Source organism: Komagataeibacter rhaeticus, assembly GCF_003207855.1.
In the GTDB taxonomy this organism is placed as follows: domain Bacteria; phylum Pseudomonadota; class Alphaproteobacteria; order Acetobacterales; family Acetobacteraceae; genus Komagataeibacter; species Komagataeibacter rhaeticus.
On record NZ_NKTZ01000007.1, the window covers coordinates 69,794 to 88,373 of the forward strand.

Sequence of the window (18,580 nt, forward strand, 5' to 3'; positions counted from 1 at the left end):
CGTCTCTCCCTGTTCCATGCGGTTGTAGCGGGCCTCAGCCGATACGGGCCAGGGCCGCCTGCAGGCGCGTGCGTTCCGCCATGAACGCATCCAGCCGCTCGCGGTTTTCCGCCACCACTTCCGGCTTGGCACGGGCAACGAAATCCGCATTGCCCAGCTTGCGCTCGACCTTGGTGATCTCGCCCTCCACCTTGGCGCATTCCTTTTCCAGACGCAGGCGTTCCTGCGCGATGTCAATGATGCCCGCAAGCGGGATGACCAGCGTCGCCTCATCCACCACAAGCTGGGCCGCGCCCTGCGGCATGTCGCCTTCCAGCGGCAGCACTTCGGATACGCGGGCCATGCGGCCAATGGCTTCCGACCACTGGGCCGCGCGCACTACGGTGGCAGGTGACGCATCACGCAGCAGCACCGGGGCAAGGCGGGATGGTGGCACGTTCATTTCCGAGCGCACGGTGCGGATGGCGCTGATGAAGCGGATCAGCCACTCCATCTCGTCACGGGCTGCCGCCGCCCCTTCCAGATGTTCGGGCTGCGGCCACGGCGCGGTCATGAGCGTGCCTTCCGCCCCGAAGCCGAAATGCTGCCACAGCGTATCGGTCATGAAGGGGGTCACGGGCTGCATCAGGCGCAGGATGGTACCCAGCACATGGGCCGCCACCGCCCGCGTCTCAACCGCTTCCGCCGTCTCGCCCGCGCCAAAGACCGGCTTGGCGAATTCAAGGAACCAGTCACAGAAGCAGTTCCACACAAAGCGGTAGCAGGTCGCGGCATATTCATCAAAACGGAAGGATTCGAGCGCCTTCGTGGCGTCTTCCACCGCCTGGGCCAGTTCGGCCAGAATCCACCGCCCCAGCGGGGACCGGACGCTGGCGGGGCTGAACCCTTCAACCGGCGCCACGCCGTTCATTTCGCAAAACCGCGCGGCGTTCCAGATCTTGGTCATGAAGGAACGGTATTCCTCCACCCGCTTGCGGCCCAGCTTGACGTCACGCCCCAGCCCGGTCAGCGCGCAGATGCAAAAGCGCGTGGCATCCGCGCCATAGGTGTCGATCATTTCCAGCGGGTCAATGCCGTTACCCTTGGACTTGGACATCTTCTGCCCACGCTCATCGCGCACCAGCCCGTGGATGAACACCTTGCGAAACGGCACATCCTTCATGAAGTGCAGGCCCATCATCATCATCCGCGCAACCCAGAAGAAGATGATGTCAAAACCCGTAACCAGAACATCGGTCGGGTAGTAGCGTGCAAGGTCCGCCGTCCGCTCCGGCCAGCCAAGGGTGGAGAACGGCCACAGGGCGGAGGAGAACCATGTGTCCAGCACGTCCTCGTCCCGTGTCAGCGCCGTGTCCTGCCCGTAATGGCTGCGGGCCTGTGCTGTCGCATCGGCCTCGTCATGGGCTACGAACACATGTCCGTCCGGGCCGTACCATGCCGGGATGCGGTGCCCCCACCACAACTGGCGGCTGATGCACCAGGGCTGGATGTCGCGCATCCAGGCGTAGAAGGTGTTTTCCCACTGCCGGGGCACGAATTCGATCTGGCCACTTTCAACCGCTTCGATCGCGGGACCGGCCAGGGTCTTGGCATCACAGTACCACTGGGTGGTCAGGCGCGGCTCGACCACGGCACCGCTGCGTTCGGCATGGGGTACCTGGTTGGTGTGGGGCTCGATCTTTTCCAGCCATTCCAGGCGTTCCAGCTCGGCCACCATCGCCTTGCGCGCCGCATCCCGCGGCATGCCCTCCAGCGTGCGGACGAAGGCGGGATCGGCCAGCCCTTCCTCCGCCCGCAGTTCGCCCTCGATCTCGGCCAGCGTGATGCGCGCTTCCTCATCCAGCACGCTGGGCATGTCCAGCCTGTGGCGGCGGCCGACCTCAAAATCGTTGAAGTCATGGGCGGGCGTGATCTTGACCGCGCCGCTGCCCTTGGTCGGGTCGGAATGTTCATCGGCCACAATGGGAATGCGGCGACCGGTCAGCGGCAGGATGACGTTCCTGCCCACAAGATCGGCATAACGCGCGTCATCGGGGTGGACGGCCACGGCCATGTCGCCCAGCATGGTCTCGGGCCGGGTGGTGGCGACCGTGATGGTGCGGCCCGGCTGCCCCTCGACAGGGTAGCGGATATACCACAGGCTGCCACGCGTCTCGCGGTTGTCCACTTCCAGGTCCGAAATGGCGGAACGGAAAGCCGGGTCCCAGTTGACCAGACGGCGGTCGCGGTAGATCAGCCCCTCACGGTAGAGGGTGACGAACACCTCTTTCACCGCGTCCGACAGGCCATCATCCATGGTGAAGCGTTCGCGCTTCCAGTCCAGCGAACTGCCAAGGCGGCGCAGCTGTTTCGTAATGCCGCCGCCGGATTCGGCCTTCCACTCCCACACACGCTCGACAAAGGCGTCGCGGCCCATTTCCTGGCGGGACGTACCCTCCTTCTGCAGCATCCGCTCGACCACAAGCTGGGTGGCGATACCGGCATGGTCGGTGCCCGGCTGCCACAGCACGTCGCGCCCCTGCATGCGGCGCCAGCGGATGAGCGTGTCCTGCAGCGTCATGGTCAGGGCGTGACCGATATGCAGCGTGCCCGTCACGTTGGGCGGCGGGATCATGATGGTATAGGGCGCGGCCGTGCTGGCTGGCTGTGCGCCAAAGGCGCCGCTGGCCTCCCACAGGGCATAGAGGGAAGTTTCTGTCCCGTCGGGGGAGAACGACTTGTCAAGCATCACGAAAAACCAGATCCACCATAATCAGACGCAGGGCCGGACAAGATGCCCGACCAAGGGCAGATATACCCCAAACCGACGCGAAGGGAACGCCACTGCCGCAATCTTTATGCGCGCCTGCCGGATGGACGGGTATCGTGCGCTGCAAGGAACCGTTTCCCATCGTCCTGCCAGAAATTGCCGGGTAAATCAGGCAGGCGCTTCCGGGAAAACCTTTTTCATAATGCTTCCGGTTACGTCTTTGAAGAAAGGCGACACCCAGAAACTTTTATCTGTCACCGATTGTCTGTTTTTAAAGACTTCCCTAGCGGCCGGGCTGGCTGGTGGCGTAGTCACTTATCCCCCACAGCCGGTCATGCACGGCATGATAATAGGCACGCTCATCATATAGCGGCACATCAAGGTTGAGATCACGCGCCGTCAGGCGGCCAATGGCCGCCGTGGCCTGATAGGTGGACTGGACAAGGTTGCCCGCGCTGCGGACCAGCGCGATCTGGGCCTGCAGCAGGGTTTCCTGCTGCTGGAGCACGGACAGCGTGGTGGTGGTGCCCACAATGGCCTGACGCTGCATGCCGTGCAGGGCGGTGGCATCGGCGGCCACGGCCTCGCGGTTGCTGTCGATGGCCGCCCGGTTGGCCTGCATGCGCTGCCAGCTTGCCGCGGCCAGCTGCACCGCGGTCCGGCGCTGCACGTCCACCGCCTGTGCGGCTTCCGCCGCCTGCTGGCGGGCCATGCGCACGGCGGCATATTCCCCACCCCCCTGATAAAGGGGCAGGGATGCGGTTACGACGGCATATTTATTGTCCGCCAGCGAACGCCCTTCATCCTGGTTGATGCCGTGCATGTAGGCCGCCTGTGCATTGATGGTGGGCATGAGGGCGGCAAAGGCCACACCGACCGCATCCTTCTTCGCGGCTTCATCAAACAGGGCGGCGATGACCTGCGGGTTGTTCTGAACCGCCTGTGTCATGATTTCCTGTTCGGTACGCAGCGGCAGCACCAGCGGCTGGGGCGGGGTCAGGTCGTCGGGCGCGTCGGTTCCCACGACCTGGCGGTAGGTGGCGCGGTCGGCCTGCAACGTGCCCTCGGCCAGCTGCCGCACCGCCCGCGCATTGGCCAGCGCGCCCTGCGCCTGCGCGACATCGGTATGGGTAATCTCACCACCATGGGCGCGCAGTTCGGTGGCGCGCAGCTGGGCGGCGTAGACCTGTTCGTTATTGATGTCGATGCTCAGGATCTGTTCGTCCTCGACCACGTTGATGTAGGCATTGACCACATCGGTAAAGACCAGCTGCTCCGCCGCGATCAGCCGGGCGCGTTCGGCCATGACCGCATGGCGGGCCTTGTGCGTGGAGGCCGTGGTCTTGCCACCGGTATAGATGGGCTGGGCGATGCTGACGCCACCGGAATAGCCGGGTGTGTCGTACTGGCGGGCATACCCGTCTTCCCCCGCCGTGGGGGCCATGCGGGTCACACCGGAATAATAGGACATGGAGGCGGTACCGGTAATGGTCGGCCGCCAGCCCCCCAGCGCCTGAGGCACCTGTTCATCGGTTGCGCGCAGGCTGGCACGCTCCTGACGCAGGACCGGATTGCTCAGGTAAGCCGCCGCCAGAGCCGCACTGAGGGTATGCGGCACCTCCGTGCCGGGTGTGTCCATATGGGGCGCACGCGCCAGTGCCGTGCCGCAGCACAGGATGGCCGCGCTCCCCGTTCCGATTACCCACTGACCCTTCATTGCCTCACCTGCCACCTGACATGCCATGCAGGGCCCTGGCCCTGACGGCACGTCTAGCAGCAGGATATTGCCCCCACGTTAACCGGGGACACGGGCATCAGAACACGAAGGCCGGGGCCGGTTCCAGTTCGGGCAGGAGGGGAACCGCCGCGTCGAACAGCGGCTGCGCCGCACTACCCTGCGGGGTGGGCAGCACAAGGCTGACCGATGTCACCCCCCCATCGGCACATATGGGCGCGATGATCCGTCCCCCTTCGGCCAGTTGCGCCACCAGTGCCGGGGGCACCTGACGCACCGCGCCATCGATCAGGATCAGGTCATAGGGGCCATCAGCCGCATCCCCCTTTACCAGCGCGCCTTCGTGCCAGTGAACGTCCGGCGCCCATTGCCGGCACAGGTCCCGGCCAGCTGCCGCCAGCCGTGCATCCGATTCCAGTGCCGTGACCACAAGCCCCTGCCTCATGCCGGCCAGCAGCGCGGCCACATAACCCGTGCCCGCGCCCACGACCAGAACCCGTGCCCCGGGTTGGATGTCGGCCACCTGCAGCATGCGGCCGGTCACGCGTGGTTCGGTCAGGTAGCGCCCCTCGCCCAGCGGCAGGTTTTGGTCGGCATAGGCGAAGGCCCGCAATGCGGGCGGTACCGCCAGTTCACGCGGCAGAGCGCGCATGGCGGCGATCACCGCCGGGTTGCTGACCTGCGCGGGACGGATCTGCGCATCCACCATGCGCTGGCGGGCGGCTACGGGATCAAGCGGGGCGTAATCGGGGTCTGTCCTGTCCATAACGTTTCCTTGAAGCATGGCACCCAGGCCCTGGGTATCGCGCTGCGGCCCGGCCGGACGGGCGGGAAGTTCCCGGCTTTTTTCATATTTATGCGCCCCTTTTACACGGAAACAACGCCCGACCCGCACACAACGGCTTGACCTGCACCACATTTCGGCAGATATACCCCCTGTGCCGCTGAGGTCTGGTGGCAGAATGGTGATGCAGCGGACTGCAAATCCGCGTACGTGGGTTCGATTCCCGCCCAGACCTCCAACCATATCCTTAAAGCCCGGATAACCGGGATTTAAGAGCGGACAAAGTGTAAAACATTCTGGAAGTTTTACACTCCCTTCCTGCACCGCACTTCCGACCTTGATTGAAGCGATTGCCGAGCACACGCTAATGGGCATCCATGAACTCCGTAGTGCCGGGAAACCGGCGCGCAAAGCCGTAGGAAACCCCGTATATCCGGCACTGCCGGAGCGGTAAAAGCGTGCCAAGGGGAACTTGTCATGGTGGCCAAGGGACAGAGTCTGTAATCCGCCATGTCAAACTTGACCACTCCAAAACAAAATGCTCGTTCTTTGTCCAAAGAAGGTCAACAGCGATGCAAAATTTATCTGAAGAAGCAAAAAATATTTGTCAGAACATCTACGAAGAAACTCGCAAATACTATTCTGAAATTACTGAAACGCTTGGCGAACATGCGCTCGGCTTTCGTATCCTGTATGGCCCGCCTGTAGTTGATGCTCCGTTTTTGTTCATCGGGTATCAACCGGGCGGCCGAGGAATTGATTGTGCGGCACACCACAATACATGGCCAGAGGTCAGCGACTATGTGACCCAAAATTGGCCTCTCGCTAAGCAAGTCCGTTCTATTTGGGGCCTTGATGTTGTCGAGCGCTGCACCGGGCTCAACGTAATCTTTTTCCGTGCGCCCAGTGTTGCCGCATGGAATAAAATAGCCAAGCCTCTTCGGCAGAAACTTGAGAATTTCAGTCGACAGCATACCGAGCAAATAGTGCGGGCACTCCGACCGAAATGTTTAATTGTCATTGGTCTGGGAACATTCGATTGGCTGACTGAAGGTAAGCCGTCGCTATATGGAGAGAAGGGCCGGGTGCTGACACGCAAAGGCACCCTGTGGAACTGTGAAGCGATTGGAACAGTTCATCTTAGCGGTTCCAGAATAAGCAGGGCAGACCGAGAGCACCTGAGAGCATACTTTGCGGCCATCCAGACACCTCAAGCCCTGCGGCAGACACAGGAAGGATATGCACCGTAAGACGCTACCCTCTTGCCGATGAGTTCCCCAAGTGGCCGGTAATAGATCGGAATTGCTTCCATGAGAGCCTCTTCAGCAAGGTAGGGATCATGATCCCATACCGAGGCTGACAGGATATTAGAGTAGAACGGCCAGCACATCATCCGTATCTATGACCGATACGGGTTTCTGACACAGGATTGGGTACCCCAGCTCACAGCTTCCGCGCCTTTCCACTGACCCTGCAACCGATACGGCGCCAAGGCGTTCTTCGTCATGGCCGTCATGCTGCAGGGCGGCCGTGCGGATGGTGCCCGCCAATAACCAGCATGACGAGGACGTCCTGTCATGCCTGCATGTTGTTCCCTTCTGCCGGAAACGCATTCCCCTGTTCTGCGACTTTTAATGAATTTGAAAATTTTAACCGCGACCATGGTCCCGGATTCATATCAGACAGGAATCATTACAGACATGACGACAAACATATGACAGGAATATCATGAAAAAGATGATCCTGTGCCTGGGCATGCTGGGTATGGCAGGCTGTGCCGCGCAGCCTTCGGCGGTCACTGCGCAATACGTCAATCCCGAACCCTTCATGCGCCGGACCTGCGCACAACTGGCCTGGCTGGACGAGACGGACACACAGGCCCTTGCCACGGCGGGCACCCGCGCACCGGCATATGCCCGCCCTTCAACACCTGGCCAGATCAGGGGGGAACTGGAAGCCGTCCATACCGCCGAACGGGGCAAGAACTGCGTCGGCCGCTATAACGCTACGGATTATGACAGCAGCGGCGTGGTCTATCCCGACCGGATACTGCCAGACAGCACCGCCCCGGCCGCCACGGCCCTGCCACGCTCCCTGCCCGCCCGGCCCGACGTGAATGCAGACACAGGCACAGGCACAGGCACAGGCACAGGCACAGGCACAGGCACAGGCAGCATCACAGCCCATTCCTCGGTCGCACAGCAGAAACTCTCCACGCCGGGCTACACGTCCCCTGCCAGCCGCCCCGCCAGCTACCCCACCCCCACCATGCCGGTACCGGCCGCGGGCTATACATCCCCTTCCTATTCCACCAGTCCGTTCCAGTAACCGCGCCCGCTGCCTGGCCACCGGAACCGGCCGCCTCCGTTCCCGGCCATACGGTGGATATATCCATCACAGGGTTCATCAGGCATACAGTCCTGATGAGCACGGCGTTTGAAAACCATACCATCTACCAGATCCCCCATGACCAGCGGCATGGGCGGATACGTGACCTGTTTGCCGTATGGTTCAGCACGAACCTGACGCTGCTGACCGTCGTGACCGGGACGCTGGGCACCGACCTGTTCGGGCTGTCGCTGCCGCTGGCCATGCTGGCCATCGTGCTGGGCAACCTGGTGGGTGGCGTGGTCATGGCGCTGCATGCGGCGCAGGGTCCGATGCTGGGCGTGCCCCAGATGGTGCAGAGCCGGGGGCAGTTCGGCTCCTTCGGGGCAATGCCCATCATCTGCCTTGTCGTGCTGATGTATATCGGGTTCGTGGCCTCCAACTTTGTGGTGGGGGGAGAGGCGCTGTATACCGCCCTGCCCGCCACCGGACGCACCCGTGCGATCCTGCTTATCGCGCTGCTCAGTTTCGTGCCCTGCTGCATGGGCTACCGTATCATCCATGCGTGGTCCAAGGTGGTGACGTGGGTAGCAGGCAGCGTGATCCTGTATTGCCTGTGGCTGGGCTGCACGGCGCTTCCACCGGGTACCATGGTGGACATGCACGGTTCCGTTGCCGGGTTCTGCAGCACGTTTACCGCTGCCGCCCTGTGGCAGATCGCCTATGCGCCCTATGTTTCCGACTCGTCACGTTACCTGCCCGCCAATGAATCCGGCAGCCGCGCCGCCTTTCTGACCACCTATGCCGGATCAGTCACCGGCACCGTCCTGCCCATGATCCTGGGCGGCATGATCGGGCTGCTGGCCCATGGTGCCCCGGTCGCCACGGTCATGGCCCGTCTGGCGGGAGCATGGGCGACGCCCGTGCTGGTTGTCCTGTCGCTTTCCATTGCACTTGGCAATGCCATGAGCCTGTATGGCGGGGCCCTGTCCGCCATAACCGTGATCCAGACCTTTATGCCCGACTGGCGCGCGGCATTGCGCGAACGCACGCTGGTCACCCTGCTGCTGGTCGGGGCGGCACTGGCCATGGGGCTGGGCATGGCTGACAGTTTCCTGAAATCCTATGCCGCCTTTCTGGACCTGCTCATGGCGGTGATGGTGCCCTGGACCGCCATCAACCTGGCGGATTACTACCTGCTGCGCCGGGGCCGGTATGATGTACCCTCGTTTTTCCGTCAGGACGGCGGGGTGTATGGCTACTGCAACCTTCCCGCCCTGTGGGCATATGCCATCGGGGTGGCGGTGGAACTGCCCTTCATGCAGAACGGGTTTCACAGCGGCTTTCTGGCGCGCGCCCTGCATGGGGTGGACATATCGTGGGCCGTGGGGCTGCCGGTCACCACATGGCTGTATGTCCGCGCGGCCCCGCATCGCAACCGGGACTAGCCCCCGGGCCGGGCCGCCGCCACCAGCGCGGCAATGCCCGGGGTTACGGCCTGCAGCAGGTCACCCGCGGGCTGGGGCATGGTCCTGACGGCCAGAATGGACTGGCTGGCCGCAAACTGGGCCCGGGCCGTGGCCAGCACATCGCGCGCACGGGGCTGCCAGCCGGTATGCGCATTCTCCAGCGCATCCAGCCCCGCCTGCGCCAGTTGCGCCAGCAGGGCCGATGCGGGCAGGGCTTCATCAAGGGCCGTATCAACCCGCGCGGCCTGCCGCAGCCGTCCGTCGTTGTCACGCCACAGCTCCAGCCGGACACGCAGGGTGGCGGCCAGATCACGCCGCCCGGCCAGATAGGCCCGCACGTCGCGCATGAATGCGGCTGCCGCAAAACTGTCAGGCGTTGCGATGTCAGCCACCCGGTCAAGTGGCTGCGGGGCCTCGGTGGGGGGAATACGGCCCGGACCAAAAACGTGGTTAAGGGCGTAATTGCGCACGGGGCTTACGACTGAAAGCAGGGTTGCAAGGGGGGCCGTACCGTGCGGCGCAAGGCGGTCCATCATGCGCTGTCGGTCCAGCGTGGCATGGTTGCCCAGTTTTTCCAGTTCCGCCTGCACCACGGGCAGGCGCATGGCCAGACTGTCCGCATCCGGCACGGATGCCGGTGACCAGAACCGCTCCGCCAGGGCTGCGCTACGCGGCCACAGGCGGGAATCCAGCATATCCTCCGTCACGATTTCGGTCCACAGCGCGGCTTCGGCGCCCATTACGCGCCGGTCCTGTGCCGGGGTCATGCGGGCCGTGGGGTCAAGCGCGAAGGCATCAAGAAAGGACGCATGCGCCTGCGCCACCTGATCTGGCGGCAGGCCATTGCCCTGCGGGTCCAGCGGATCGACGCGGTAGTACTCCTGCGCGGGCAGCAGCAGGTCGAGATAATACCCCGCCGAAACCACAACCGGATGCCCCGCCGCCGTGGCCTGCGCCGTATAGCGTGACCCCCGCCACGGCTCGATCACGATGGAGGCGGGCACCGGGGCCTGGATCAGTTCATCCCACCCCATCATGACCTTGCCCGCCTGCGCCAGCATGGCCTGTATGCGCTGCGTGAAGGCCGCCTGGAGTGCTGGCGCGTCGGCATAGCCATGCTGCTTCATGAAAGCGCTGATCTTCGGGTTGGCGGTCCATTCATCGGGCCGGACTTCATCCCCGCCTACATGGAAATAGGCATCGGGGAACAGCCCCGCCATTTCATGGTACAACTGCGCCAGGAAAACATAGGTCTGCGGGTTGGAAGGATCGAGTGCGGCGCGCACCACCCGTCTGGGGTCCATGGGGCTGGTAACGGGCTGGGCGGCATACTGGGGGTAGGCGCGCAGCAGGGCATAGCTGTGGCCCGGCGCATCAAACTCCGGCACGATGCGGATACCCCGATCGGCCGCGTATCCGACCAGCGCACGGACCTGCTGCCGGGTATAATACCCGCCTGCCCCCGCAACCTGCTGCAGGCGGGGGAACAGCCTGCTTTCCACCCGGAAGCCCTGCCCATCGGACAGATGCAGGTGCAGGACGTTGAGCTTGGTCAGCTCCATCATGTCCATCTGCCGCTCCAGCGCCGTGACCGACATGAAATGGCGGCTGACATCAACCAGCAGCCCCCGCCATGCAAAACGCGGGCTGTCATCCACAACGGCACCCGACAGCACGGCCCCGGTGTCACGCGGCTCCACCAGTTGCAGCAGCGTGCTCAGGCCACGCAGCACGCCCGCCGGACCATCCGCCACCAGGGTTACGCCCTGCGGCCCCGTGCGCAACTGATAGTGCTCGCGCATGTGGATGGTAAGCCAGTCCGGGTCGGGGCTGCGGCAGGTAATGCGCAGGATCAGTCCCGGCCTGCCATCCGGCACGGCATTCCAGCCGGACAGTGCCGTCAGCCGTGCGGCAAAACGCACCACCGCCCTGTCCAGTACGGTCGGGTGGGCGCCCTGCCATTCCACTTTCATGCCGCCGGTCAGGGCCAGCGTGCCGCCCCGCTGGTGATAGTCCATGGGCTGCGGCATGAGCACGGGTGCCGCGCGTCCCCGCCCCATTGCGGCAAACACCCCCATCGCCAGCAGCAGTGGCAGGCGGGACCGGATGCAGCGGGCACGAAACATGGGCGTACTCTTTTCCACGATCAGATGAACAGGGGCCATGCTGCCCCATTACGCCCCGCTTCCCAACCCTTTCGTCACCGGATGCGCCGCCCACGCGGACAGAACGAGCGCATACAGCCCGATCAGCAGGTAGGAGCCGGTCATAAGCCCGATAAACGCCACCTTCATCCCCACGGGACCGATCAGCAGCGCAAAGACCTGCGGCATGACCGCCCCGCCGGAAAAGGCCATGACCAGCAGGGCCGCTGCCCGGTCCTGCCTGTCCCCCGCCGCGTGCAGCACCAGCGGGAACACGATGGGCATCATCATGGCATTGGCCAGCCCGAGCAGGGCGATACACGCAACCGACCCCGCGCCCTGCAGGCAGGCCGCCACAAGGCACAGCACGATGCCCAGCGCCGCGCTCCCTGCCAGATAACGCACCGCACCGCACCGCGCCGGCACGACCAGCGTGCCCACCCCGTAACCCGCCAGCATGGCCCCAAGGGTAAGGGATGTCAGGAACCGCACGCTTCCCAGCGAAAGCCCCATTCCGCGCCCATACAGGCCAATGCCATCCCCCGCCATGACTTCCACACCCACATAGACAAACACGATACCCACCCCCACCCATGCCCGCACGGGCATGCGGCGCATGGCCGCCGGCATACGTGGCGCGGGCAGGCACAGGGCGGGCAGCCCCGCATGACGCAGCCCCACGGCGGCCAGCAGCAGCACCAGCGCCAGACCACGATAGGGCACCACCACGGCCCGGGCGAACGCCGCCAGCACCCCCGCGCGCTGCCCGCCGTCCACCGCCGCAGCCAGTCGGGCCACCACGCCGCCGATATCTGGCATGACAAGGAGTGAAAATACAACAGGTGCGATAATACCAGATACCTTATTGGCAATCCCCATGATTGCAATACGCCCCGCCGCCCGGCCCGGCGCGCCCAGCAACGTGACATACGGGTTGACCGTAACCTGCAGCAGCGTCAGCCCCGCCCCCAGTACGGACAGGCCACCCAGCGCGCCCGGATACCACAACCGCCCCACACATTCGCCAAACAGCAGCGTCCCGCCCGCCATGATGGCCAGCGCCAGGCTGATCCCGCCACGCAGGCCCGTCCACCGCGCCACCGCCATGGCGGGAAAGGCACAGACCAGATAGGACAGATAGAAACACAGCGGCACCAGAAACGCGCCCACCGGCCCCAGCCCGAAGGCGACCTGTACGAACGTGATCAGCGGGCCGTTGAGCCATGTCACGAACCCGATCACGAAAAACAGCCCGCCCATGACCATAAGCGGCCGCCTGCCATATGTTCCCTGCCCCACCGATGCCTGATCCCCGCCCACAGCAGCCTCCTGTCGTTCCCACGCGCCCCCGCACGACGCCGGTTATGACGATATCGTAACATGCGGCCCCGAAACCTGTCCCACCCGCCGGTTCCGTAACGGGGGCCGGGCTGCTATGGCTTGGGCGCCCCATCAACAGGACAGGCTGGCCCGCGATGCGCCTGCGCTCCCCATGGACCCCCCATCTGCCCGCCGGTGACACGCCAGCCGCCGAACGTCTGGCCGATGCACTGGCGGGTGACATACTGGGGGCCAGACTGAACGCGGGCGACCGCCTGCCCGCCCATCGGGACCTTGCGTGGCGGCTGGGCATCGGGATCGGCAGCGTCACCCGCGCCTATGGCATGCTGGAACGCCGGGGGCTGGTGCGCAGCGTGCGCGGGCGGGGCACCTTCGTGGCGTCGCATCCCGGCGGCAATGGCTGCGTGATCGACCTGTCCGCCAACATGCCGCCCCCCATGTTCGGTGACCGCGCGCTGGCACGCACGCTTTCACGGCTGGCCCGCACGGTGGACCCGGCGCTGTTCAACGTCTATCCCCCCGTTGCCGGGCATATCGAACACCGCCGCATCATGAGCCACTGGCTGGCGGAACTGGGGGTGGATATCGCCCCCGACGGGCTGCTGCTGGCCAGCGGGGCACAGCAGGCGCTTGGCGTGGCGCTGGCGGCAAGCCGGCAGGTGGCCCGCACGGTCCTGACCGAGGACCTGACCTATCCCGGCATGCTTTCCCTGCTCCGCCAGGCGGGGCTGCCCCCGCAGGGGCTGGCAATGGATGCATGTGGCGTGCTGCCCACGGCGCTTGAACACGCATTGCGCCGCAACGGCCACGGGCAGTGCGTGCTGTATGTCACGCCCACCATGCACAACCCCACCACCGCCACCATGGACCTTGCCCGCAGGCAGGACGTGGTGCGCCTGTGCCGCGCGCATGATGCCCTGATCATTGAGGACGATGTCTATCACTGCGTGGCCGATGACACGCTGCCCGCACTGGTTACGCTGGCACCGGAACGGACCTTTCATGTCAGCAGCCTGTCCAAGACACTCAGCCCCGGCCTGCGGATTGGCACGCTTGCCCCCCCGGCCCCGTTCATGGCGGCGGCGTGTGAGGCGCTGCTCAACTCATCGCTCATGATCGCACCGCTATCCTATGCCCTGATGGCGCAGTGGATGCTCGATGGCACGGCCGTCTCCGTGCGCCGCGCCCTGCGCACGGAAGCCCGGCGGCGCAGGGAACTGGTCCTGCACAGGCTTGGCCCCTATGTCACCCCGCCGCGCCATGATGCCTTTCATGCCTGGATGCCCATGCCGCAGGAACAGGCCCTGCGCCTTGAGGCGGAAGCCGCACGCCATAACGTGAAAGTGACACCGCTGGCCCCCTTCATGACCAGCCAGCACCCAAGCGGCCATGCGGGCATCCGCCTGTGCCTTGGCCCGGCCCCCCTGCCGGACCTGACGGAAGCCCTGTGCCGCCTGCGTGCGTTATGCGGTGAGCAGGGCAAAAGTGTCACGTGACACTTTACCGATGGAAGAAAAGTGTCACACCCGCCTATCATCGTTCCATAGTCACAGCATCCGGTAGATACACCCATGACGGATCAGCCCATTACGGTCATCGCCACCCTGCGCGTGCGCCCCGGACACGAACGGGCGGCGCTGGACGCCATCCGCCACTGTGTTGCGGCATCACGGCAGGAGGCAACCAATCTTTCCTATCAGTGCCACCGTGACATCAGGGATGGGGACGTGTTCGTATTCGTCGAACGCTGGGCCAGCCCCGAAGCCCTGGCGGTGCATGAAACCACACCGCATTTCCGCGCCATGGCGGATGTGTTCAAAACCGCGCTGGCCGAACCGCTGCATGTCCGCATCACCCGTGAAATCTGACCCGGCGCCGCGGCTGCTGGTCCGTCTGGCCGCTGCCCTGTTCCTGTCCTACATGGCGGTGGCGCTGCCGCTGGCGGCCCTGCCGGTCTCGATCCTGCACTGGCCGGGCTATGGCAACGGGCTGGCGGGGCTGGCGGTGGGGATTGCGTTCTTCTCCACCATCCTCAGCCGCAACCATGCCGGCGCCTATGCCGACATGAAGGGCGGGCGGCCGTGCATGCGCGCGGGTCTTGCGCTGTATGTCACGGCCAGCATGATCTGTGTACTGGCCGGATTGTCCGCACTGCCCTTTACCATCCGTTACGCCATACTGATCACGGGCCGCCTGCTGCTGGGTGTCGGTGAAAGCCTGACCATTGTGGGCATGCTGGGCTGGGGCATCGGGCTTATGGGGCACGAACGCGCGGGCCGCGTGCTGGCCTGGACGGGGGCGGCCATGTACGGCGCCTTTGCCGCCGGTGGCCCGATCGGGCTGGCGCTGTATGAACACGGTGGCATCGCAACCCTTATGGCGGTATCGGCCCTGCTGCCGCTGGCAGGGCTTGCCCTGGTGCATGGCGTGCCCGCCACCACACCACATGCCGGGGCAAGGCCACCGTTCTGGCGCATACTGGGCACCATTCGCTGGCAGGGCATGGCGGTTGCCCTGCAGGGGGTAGGATTTGCGGCACTGGGCGCGTTCCTGCCGCTGCGTTTCATCCATGCGCACTGGTCCCATGCCGGGCTGGGACTGACCTGCTTCGGGGTGGCGTTCGTGGCCGGACGGGTTGCCTGCGGGCACCTGCCCGACCGCATTGGCGGGCTGAAGGTGGCGCTGTTCTCGCTCATGATCGAGGCGGCAGGGCAATACCTGCTCTGGTGCGCGCCTTCCCCGCTGCTGGCCTTTACGGGTGCGGTCCTGACCGGGGCGGGGTGTTCCATGGTCTATCCCTCGCTTGGGGTGGAGGTGGTGCGCCTGGTGCCGCCGCACATGCGCGGCACGGCACTGGGCGGTTTCGCCGCCTTTCAGGATCTGGCCTATGGCGCGACCGGCCCGCTGGCGGGGCTGCTGGCGGACCGCTTCGGGTATGACATCGTATTCCTGCTGGGCGGCCTGTGCGCCACCGGGGCCGTCACCATCGTCCTGGCGCTGCTGAACGCCCCCGTGGCGGAGGGTACGCGGTGACGGCAGGCTGCGTGTACGTTCTGGGCACCTGCGACACCAAGCTGCCCGAACTGACCTATATCCGCCAGATCCTGCATGACAGCGGGGTGGACGCACGGATCGTGGATGTCAGCACCCGCGGCCACGCGGGCCATGCCGATATCAGCGCCCGCACGGTGGCCGGTTTCCACCCGCAGGGGGCAGGCCACGTATTTGGTGATGACAGGGGCCGTTCCATCGCCGCCATGGCGGAAGCACTGCGCTGCTACCTGACCACGCGGGAGGATAGGCTGGGCGTGATCGCCATTGGTGGTTCAGGCGGCACGGCGCTGGTGGCCCCGGCGCTGCAGGCGTTGCCGCTGGGGCTACCCAAGCTGGTCGTCTCCACCGTGGCCTCGGGCAATACCGCGCCTTATGTGGGTGGGGCGGATATTGCCATGCTGTATTCCGTAACGGACATGGAGGGGCTGAACCGCCTCTCCCGCATCATCCTGTGCAATGCCGCCCATGCCATGGCGGGCATGGTGCGCACACCCTGCCAGCCTGTGGCCGACCCGCGCCCGGCCATCGGGCTGACCATGTTCGGGGTCACCACGCCATGCGTGAACCATGTGCTCCGGCACCTGTCCGCCCGCTTTGACTGCCTGGTATTCCATGCCACGGGCACGGGAGGCCAGGCCATGGAACGGCTGGCGGACGCGGGCATGATACGCGGCTTTGTCGATACCACCCTGACCGAGTTCTGTGACCGGGTGGCAGGCGGCATATTCCCGTGTGACAGTGACCGGCTTGGTGCCGTGATCCGCACCCGCCTTCCCTATGTGGGCAGTTGCGGCGGGCTGGACATGGTCAATTTCGGCGCGCGCGCCACGGTGCCCGCGCAGTACCGGAACCGCGTTCTTGTCGAACACAACCCCCAGATCACCCTCATGCGCACCAACCCAGCGGAATGCCGGGCCATGGGCCACATGATCGGCCATCAACTGAACCGGTGCGAAGGCGAGGTCCGTTTTCTCTACCCCGAGGGCGGGTTCTCCCTGCTTGACCAGCCGGGCGCGCCTTTTCATGACCCGGCGGCGGATGAAGCCTTTTACGCGGCCCTGGCCGAAACACTGGAACAGACCCCCCGACGCCGCCTGATCCGCCTGCCCCATGCGATCAACGACCCGGCTTTCGCCGCCGCGCTGGCGCATGAATTTTCACGCCTATTCACGGAGAATACAGACAATGCCCCGCATCCCACGCAGTGAGATCCTTGCCAGGTTCCGCACCCTGATCGCTGAACGCAAACCCATCGTGGGCGGTGGCGCGGGCACCGGCCTGTCCGCCAAATGCGAGGCGGCGGGCGGCATCGACCTGATCGTGATCTATAATTCCGGTCGCTACCGCATGGCCGGGCGTGGTTCGCTGGCGGGCCTTCTGGCCTATGGCAACGCCAACCAGATTGTCATGGACATGGCGCGCGAAGTCCTGCCCGTGGTGCCGCATATTCCGGTCATGGCCGGTGTAAACGGTACGGACCCGTTCGTGGATTTTGACGTGTTTCTGGACGACGTGAAGCGCGTGGGCTTTTCGGGCATCCAGAACTTCCCGACCGTAGGGCTGATTGACGGCACCTTCCGCAAGAACCTGGAAGAAACCGGCATGAGCTACAGCATGGAAGTGGATGTGGTGGCCCGCGCATGCCGCAAGGACCTGCTGACCACGCCCTACGTGTTCAACGAAGCCGAGGCGGTGGACATGGCCAAGGCGGGTGCCGATGTGCTGGTGGCGCATATGGGCCTGACCACCGGCGGCGCCATCGGTGCGGAAACCGCGTTCACGCTGGAGGATTCGATTGCCCGCATCAACCAGATTACCGAAGCCGCGCGTGGCGTGCGCTCCGACATCATCGTGCTGTGCCATGGCGGCCCGATCGCCATGCCGGCGGATGCGCAGAAAGTGCTCTCGGCCTGCCCGGACTGCCACGGGTTCTATGGGGCGTCCAGCATGGAACGCCTGCCGGTCGAGGTTGCGCTGACCGAACAGACGCGCAACTTCAAGGCCATGACACGCTGAACATCAAGCCTGTCGGACAGAGAACGTTTCCGGGAACCGCCTTTTTTCAAAAAGGCGGCGTCCTCTGAAGCTTTTTGAAAAAGCTTCACCAAAAACCTTTATTTCCTATTTAATTCTTTAACTATTGTGCCCAAAGGCCGGGCGGGTAGCCTCAAACAGGAACCATGTCCGGCGTTCGGTCTCGTCAATCCAGGTTTCCAGCAGGCTGGCGGTGGCGACATCGTTGCCTTCGTCGCACACCGCATGCACCGCGCGCAGGCGGGCGGTCAGGGCCAGGTTGTCCTCACGCAGTTCGGCCAGCATGTCCTCGGGCGTGACGTATTCCGCATCATTATCGGCCACCCTGGTCAGGCGGCTGATTTCACCCACCGAATGGAGCGTATTGCCCCCGATCTTGCGCGCGCGTTCAGCCAGCGGGTCGGTCATGGCGAAGATCTGCTCGCCCTGCTCATCCAGCAGCAGGTGGTAATCACGGAAATGCCGGCCACTCATGTGCCAGTGGAAATTCTTGGTCTTGATGTAAAGCGCGAACACATCCGCCAGGACCGATTTCAGCCCGCCGGCTATTTCCCGCACCGCTTCGTGCTTCAGGTCCGTGGGCGTACCCAGATAGGTCCGGACATGGGCCTTGCCCGCTTCTGCCGCCGCCTTGGTTGTCATCATTGTCTCCACTGCTTGTGTTCCATCGGGGAAACAGGCGTGCCGACGTCACGATGTTTTTTCTGTCCGTGCGGCGGCCTGCATGCGCACCCATAACGCCCATCTGGCGGCAAGTTGCATGCATGGCGGCCCTGCGGTGGAGAAAGGGCGGAAAGACCATTTTTCAGTTGCAATTGATATTCGTTTGCAATATCAAAAAAACACTCACGGCTTTCTCAGACAGTTTTCCCAACCGTCGATTTCCCAGCACCCGGCCGTGAAAACTCATGCGGCATCACCACACGCAGGGTGATGCCGCAC

General features: G+C 64.4%; 14 protein-coding genes and 1 tRNA gene. 9 read left to right on the forward strand and 6 right to left on the reverse strand.

Features of this window, described 5'->3' with window-relative positions; all coding sequences use genetic code 11:
• Positions 1–34: 34 nt before the first annotated feature.
• The 3 genes from CFR78_RS09150 to CFR78_RS09160 all read right to left on the reverse strand — a co-directional run bounded on the left by CFR78_RS09150 (position 35) and on the right by CFR78_RS09160 (position 5,250).
• Positions 35–2,728, reverse strand: coding sequence for a valine--tRNA ligase (locus tag CFR78_RS09150; RefSeq protein ID WP_034932434.1), 2,694 nt, complete (start codon positions 2,726–2,728; stop codon positions 35–37).
• 304 nt (positions 2,729–3,032) lie between these two features.
• A complete protein-coding gene (locus tag CFR78_RS09155; protein ID WP_034932432.1) occupies positions 3,033–4,466 on the reverse strand; it encodes a TolC family outer membrane protein in 1,434 nt (477 codons plus the stop codon).
• A 97-nt stretch (positions 4,467–4,563) separates the two neighbouring features.
• Positions 4,564–5,250 carry a protein-L-isoaspartate O-methyltransferase family protein gene (locus tag CFR78_RS09160; RefSeq protein ID WP_034932510.1) on the reverse strand — a complete coding sequence of 229 codons (687 nt, stop codon included), beginning with the start codon at positions 5,248–5,250 and terminating at the stop codon, positions 4,564–4,566.
• Positions 5,251–5,432: 182 nt separating this feature from the next.
• Here CFR78_RS09160 and CFR78_RS09165 point away from each other — a divergent pair.
• From CFR78_RS09165 to CFR78_RS09185, 4 genes are all read left to right on the forward strand, one after another.
• Positions 5,433–5,506 (forward strand) — tRNA-Cys (locus CFR78_RS09165).
• Between the two features lie 334 nt (positions 5,507–5,840).
• On the forward strand, positions 5,841–6,518 hold the full coding sequence (locus CFR78_RS16005; protein WP_146221273.1) for a hypothetical protein: 678 nt from the start codon (positions 5,841–5,843) through the stop codon (positions 6,516–6,518).
• 478 nt (positions 6,519–6,996) lie between these two features.
• Positions 6,997–7,596, forward strand: coding sequence for a hypothetical protein (locus CFR78_RS09180; protein WP_034932425.1), 600 nt, complete (start codon positions 6,997–6,999; stop codon positions 7,594–7,596).
• A 95-nt stretch (positions 7,597–7,691) separates the two neighbouring features.
• Positions 7,692–9,044 (forward strand): purine-cytosine permease family protein, encoded by a 1,353-nt coding sequence (locus CFR78_RS09185; protein WP_034932508.1) that lies wholly within the window; start codon positions 7,692–7,694, stop codon positions 9,042–9,044.
• Here the strand turns inward: CFR78_RS09185 and CFR78_RS09190 are convergent.
• Both CFR78_RS09190 and CFR78_RS09195 read right to left on the reverse strand, forming a co-directional pair.
• Complete coding sequence (locus CFR78_RS09190) at positions 9,041–11,230, reverse strand: beta-N-acetylhexosaminidase (RefSeq protein WP_084149770.1); 2,190 nt, start codon at positions 11,228–11,230, stop codon at positions 9,041–9,043. The two genes, CFR78_RS09185 and CFR78_RS09190, sit on opposite strands and share 4 nt — an antisense overlap.
• 9 nt (positions 11,231–11,239) lie before the next feature.
• Positions 11,240–12,529 carry an MFS transporter gene (locus tag CFR78_RS09195; RefSeq protein ID WP_225063238.1) on the reverse strand — a complete coding sequence of 430 codons (1,290 nt, stop codon included), beginning with the start codon at positions 12,527–12,529 and terminating at the stop codon, positions 11,240–11,242.
• 155 nt (positions 12,530–12,684) lie between these two features.
• Between CFR78_RS09195 and CFR78_RS09200 the strand changes: the two genes are divergently transcribed.
• The 5 genes from CFR78_RS09200 (at position 12,685) to CFR78_RS09220 (ending at position 17,620) form a co-directional block, all read left to right on the forward strand.
• Positions 12,685–14,046: an aminotransferase-like domain-containing protein gene (locus tag CFR78_RS09200; protein WP_034932423.1), complete on the forward strand. Its 1,362-nt coding sequence runs from the start codon at positions 12,685–12,687 to the stop codon at positions 14,044–14,046.
• 75 nt (positions 14,047–14,121) lie between these two features.
• A complete protein-coding gene (locus CFR78_RS09205) occupies positions 14,122–14,418 on the forward strand; it encodes a putative quinol monooxygenase (protein WP_007400008.1) in 297 nt (98 codons plus the stop codon).
• Entirely contained in the window at positions 14,393–15,583 is a 1,191-nt protein-coding gene (locus CFR78_RS09210) for an arabinose transporter (protein ID WP_034932422.1), read from the forward strand. Before CFR78_RS09205 ends, CFR78_RS09210 begins: the two co-directional genes overlap by 26 nt.
• On the forward strand, positions 15,580–16,812 hold the full coding sequence (locus CFR78_RS09215) for a Tm-1-like ATP-binding domain-containing protein (RefSeq protein WP_034932420.1): 1,233 nt from the start codon (positions 15,580–15,582) through the stop codon (positions 16,810–16,812). Before CFR78_RS09210 ends, CFR78_RS09215 begins: the two co-directional genes overlap by 4 nt.
• Positions 16,790–17,620: a phosphoenolpyruvate hydrolase family protein gene (locus CFR78_RS09220; protein WP_007400005.1), complete on the forward strand. Its 831-nt coding sequence runs from the start codon at positions 16,790–16,792 to the stop codon at positions 17,618–17,620. The genes CFR78_RS09215 and CFR78_RS09220 overlap by 23 nt, the downstream gene beginning before the upstream one ends.
• 117 nt (positions 17,621–17,737) lie before the next feature.
• Here the strand turns inward: CFR78_RS09220 and CFR78_RS09225 are convergent, their stop codons facing one another.
• On the reverse strand, positions 17,738–18,283 hold the full coding sequence (locus CFR78_RS09225; RefSeq protein ID WP_110581088.1) for a Dps family protein: 546 nt from the start codon (positions 18,281–18,283) through the stop codon (positions 17,738–17,740).
• Between the last annotated feature and the right edge of the window lie 297 nt (positions 18,284–18,580).

What these genes read in the sequence shown, in the direction of transcription:
- CFR78_RS16005 (WP_146221273.1), top strand. Translation starts at nt 5,841, where the DNA reads ATGCAAAATTTATCTGAAGAAGCAAAAAATATTTGTCAGAACATCTAC.
- CFR78_RS09205 (WP_007400008.1), top strand. Translation starts at nt 14,122, where the DNA reads ATGACGGATCAGCCCATTACGGTCATCGCCACCCTGCGCGTGCGCCCC.
- CFR78_RS09185 (WP_034932508.1), top strand. Translation starts at nt 7,692, where the DNA reads ATGAGCACGGCGTTTGAAAACCATACCATCTACCAGATCCCCCATGAC.
- CFR78_RS09190 (WP_084149770.1), bottom strand. Translation starts at nt 11,230, where the DNA reads ATGGCCCCTGTTCATCTGATCGTGGAAAAGAGTACGCCCATGTTTCGT.
- CFR78_RS09220 (WP_007400005.1), top strand. Translation starts at nt 16,790, where the DNA reads ATGCCCCGCATCCCACGCAGTGAGATCCTTGCCAGGTTCCGCACCCTG.
- CFR78_RS09225 (WP_110581088.1), bottom strand. Translation starts at nt 18,283, where the DNA reads ATGATGACAACCAAGGCGGCGGCAGAAGCGGGCAAGGCCCATGTCCGG.
- CFR78_RS09160 (WP_034932510.1), bottom strand. Translation starts at nt 5,250, where the DNA reads ATGGACAGGACAGACCCCGATTACGCCCCGCTTGATCCCGTAGCCGCC.
- CFR78_RS09150 (WP_034932434.1), bottom strand. Translation starts at nt 2,728, where the DNA reads ATGCTTGACAAGTCGTTCTCCCCCGACGGGACAGAAACTTCCCTCTAT.
- CFR78_RS09200 (WP_034932423.1), top strand. Translation starts at nt 12,685, where the DNA reads ATGCGCCTGCGCTCCCCATGGACCCCCCATCTGCCCGCCGGTGACACG.
- CFR78_RS09180 (WP_034932425.1), top strand. Translation starts at nt 6,997, where the DNA reads ATGAAAAAGATGATCCTGTGCCTGGGCATGCTGGGTATGGCAGGCTGT.
- CFR78_RS09210 (WP_034932422.1), top strand. Translation starts at nt 14,393, where the DNA reads ATGTCCGCATCACCCGTGAAATCTGACCCGGCGCCGCGGCTGCTGGTC.
- CFR78_RS09155 (WP_034932432.1), bottom strand. Translation starts at nt 4,466, where the DNA reads ATGAAGGGTCAGTGGGTAATCGGAACGGGGAGCGCGGCCATCCTGTGC.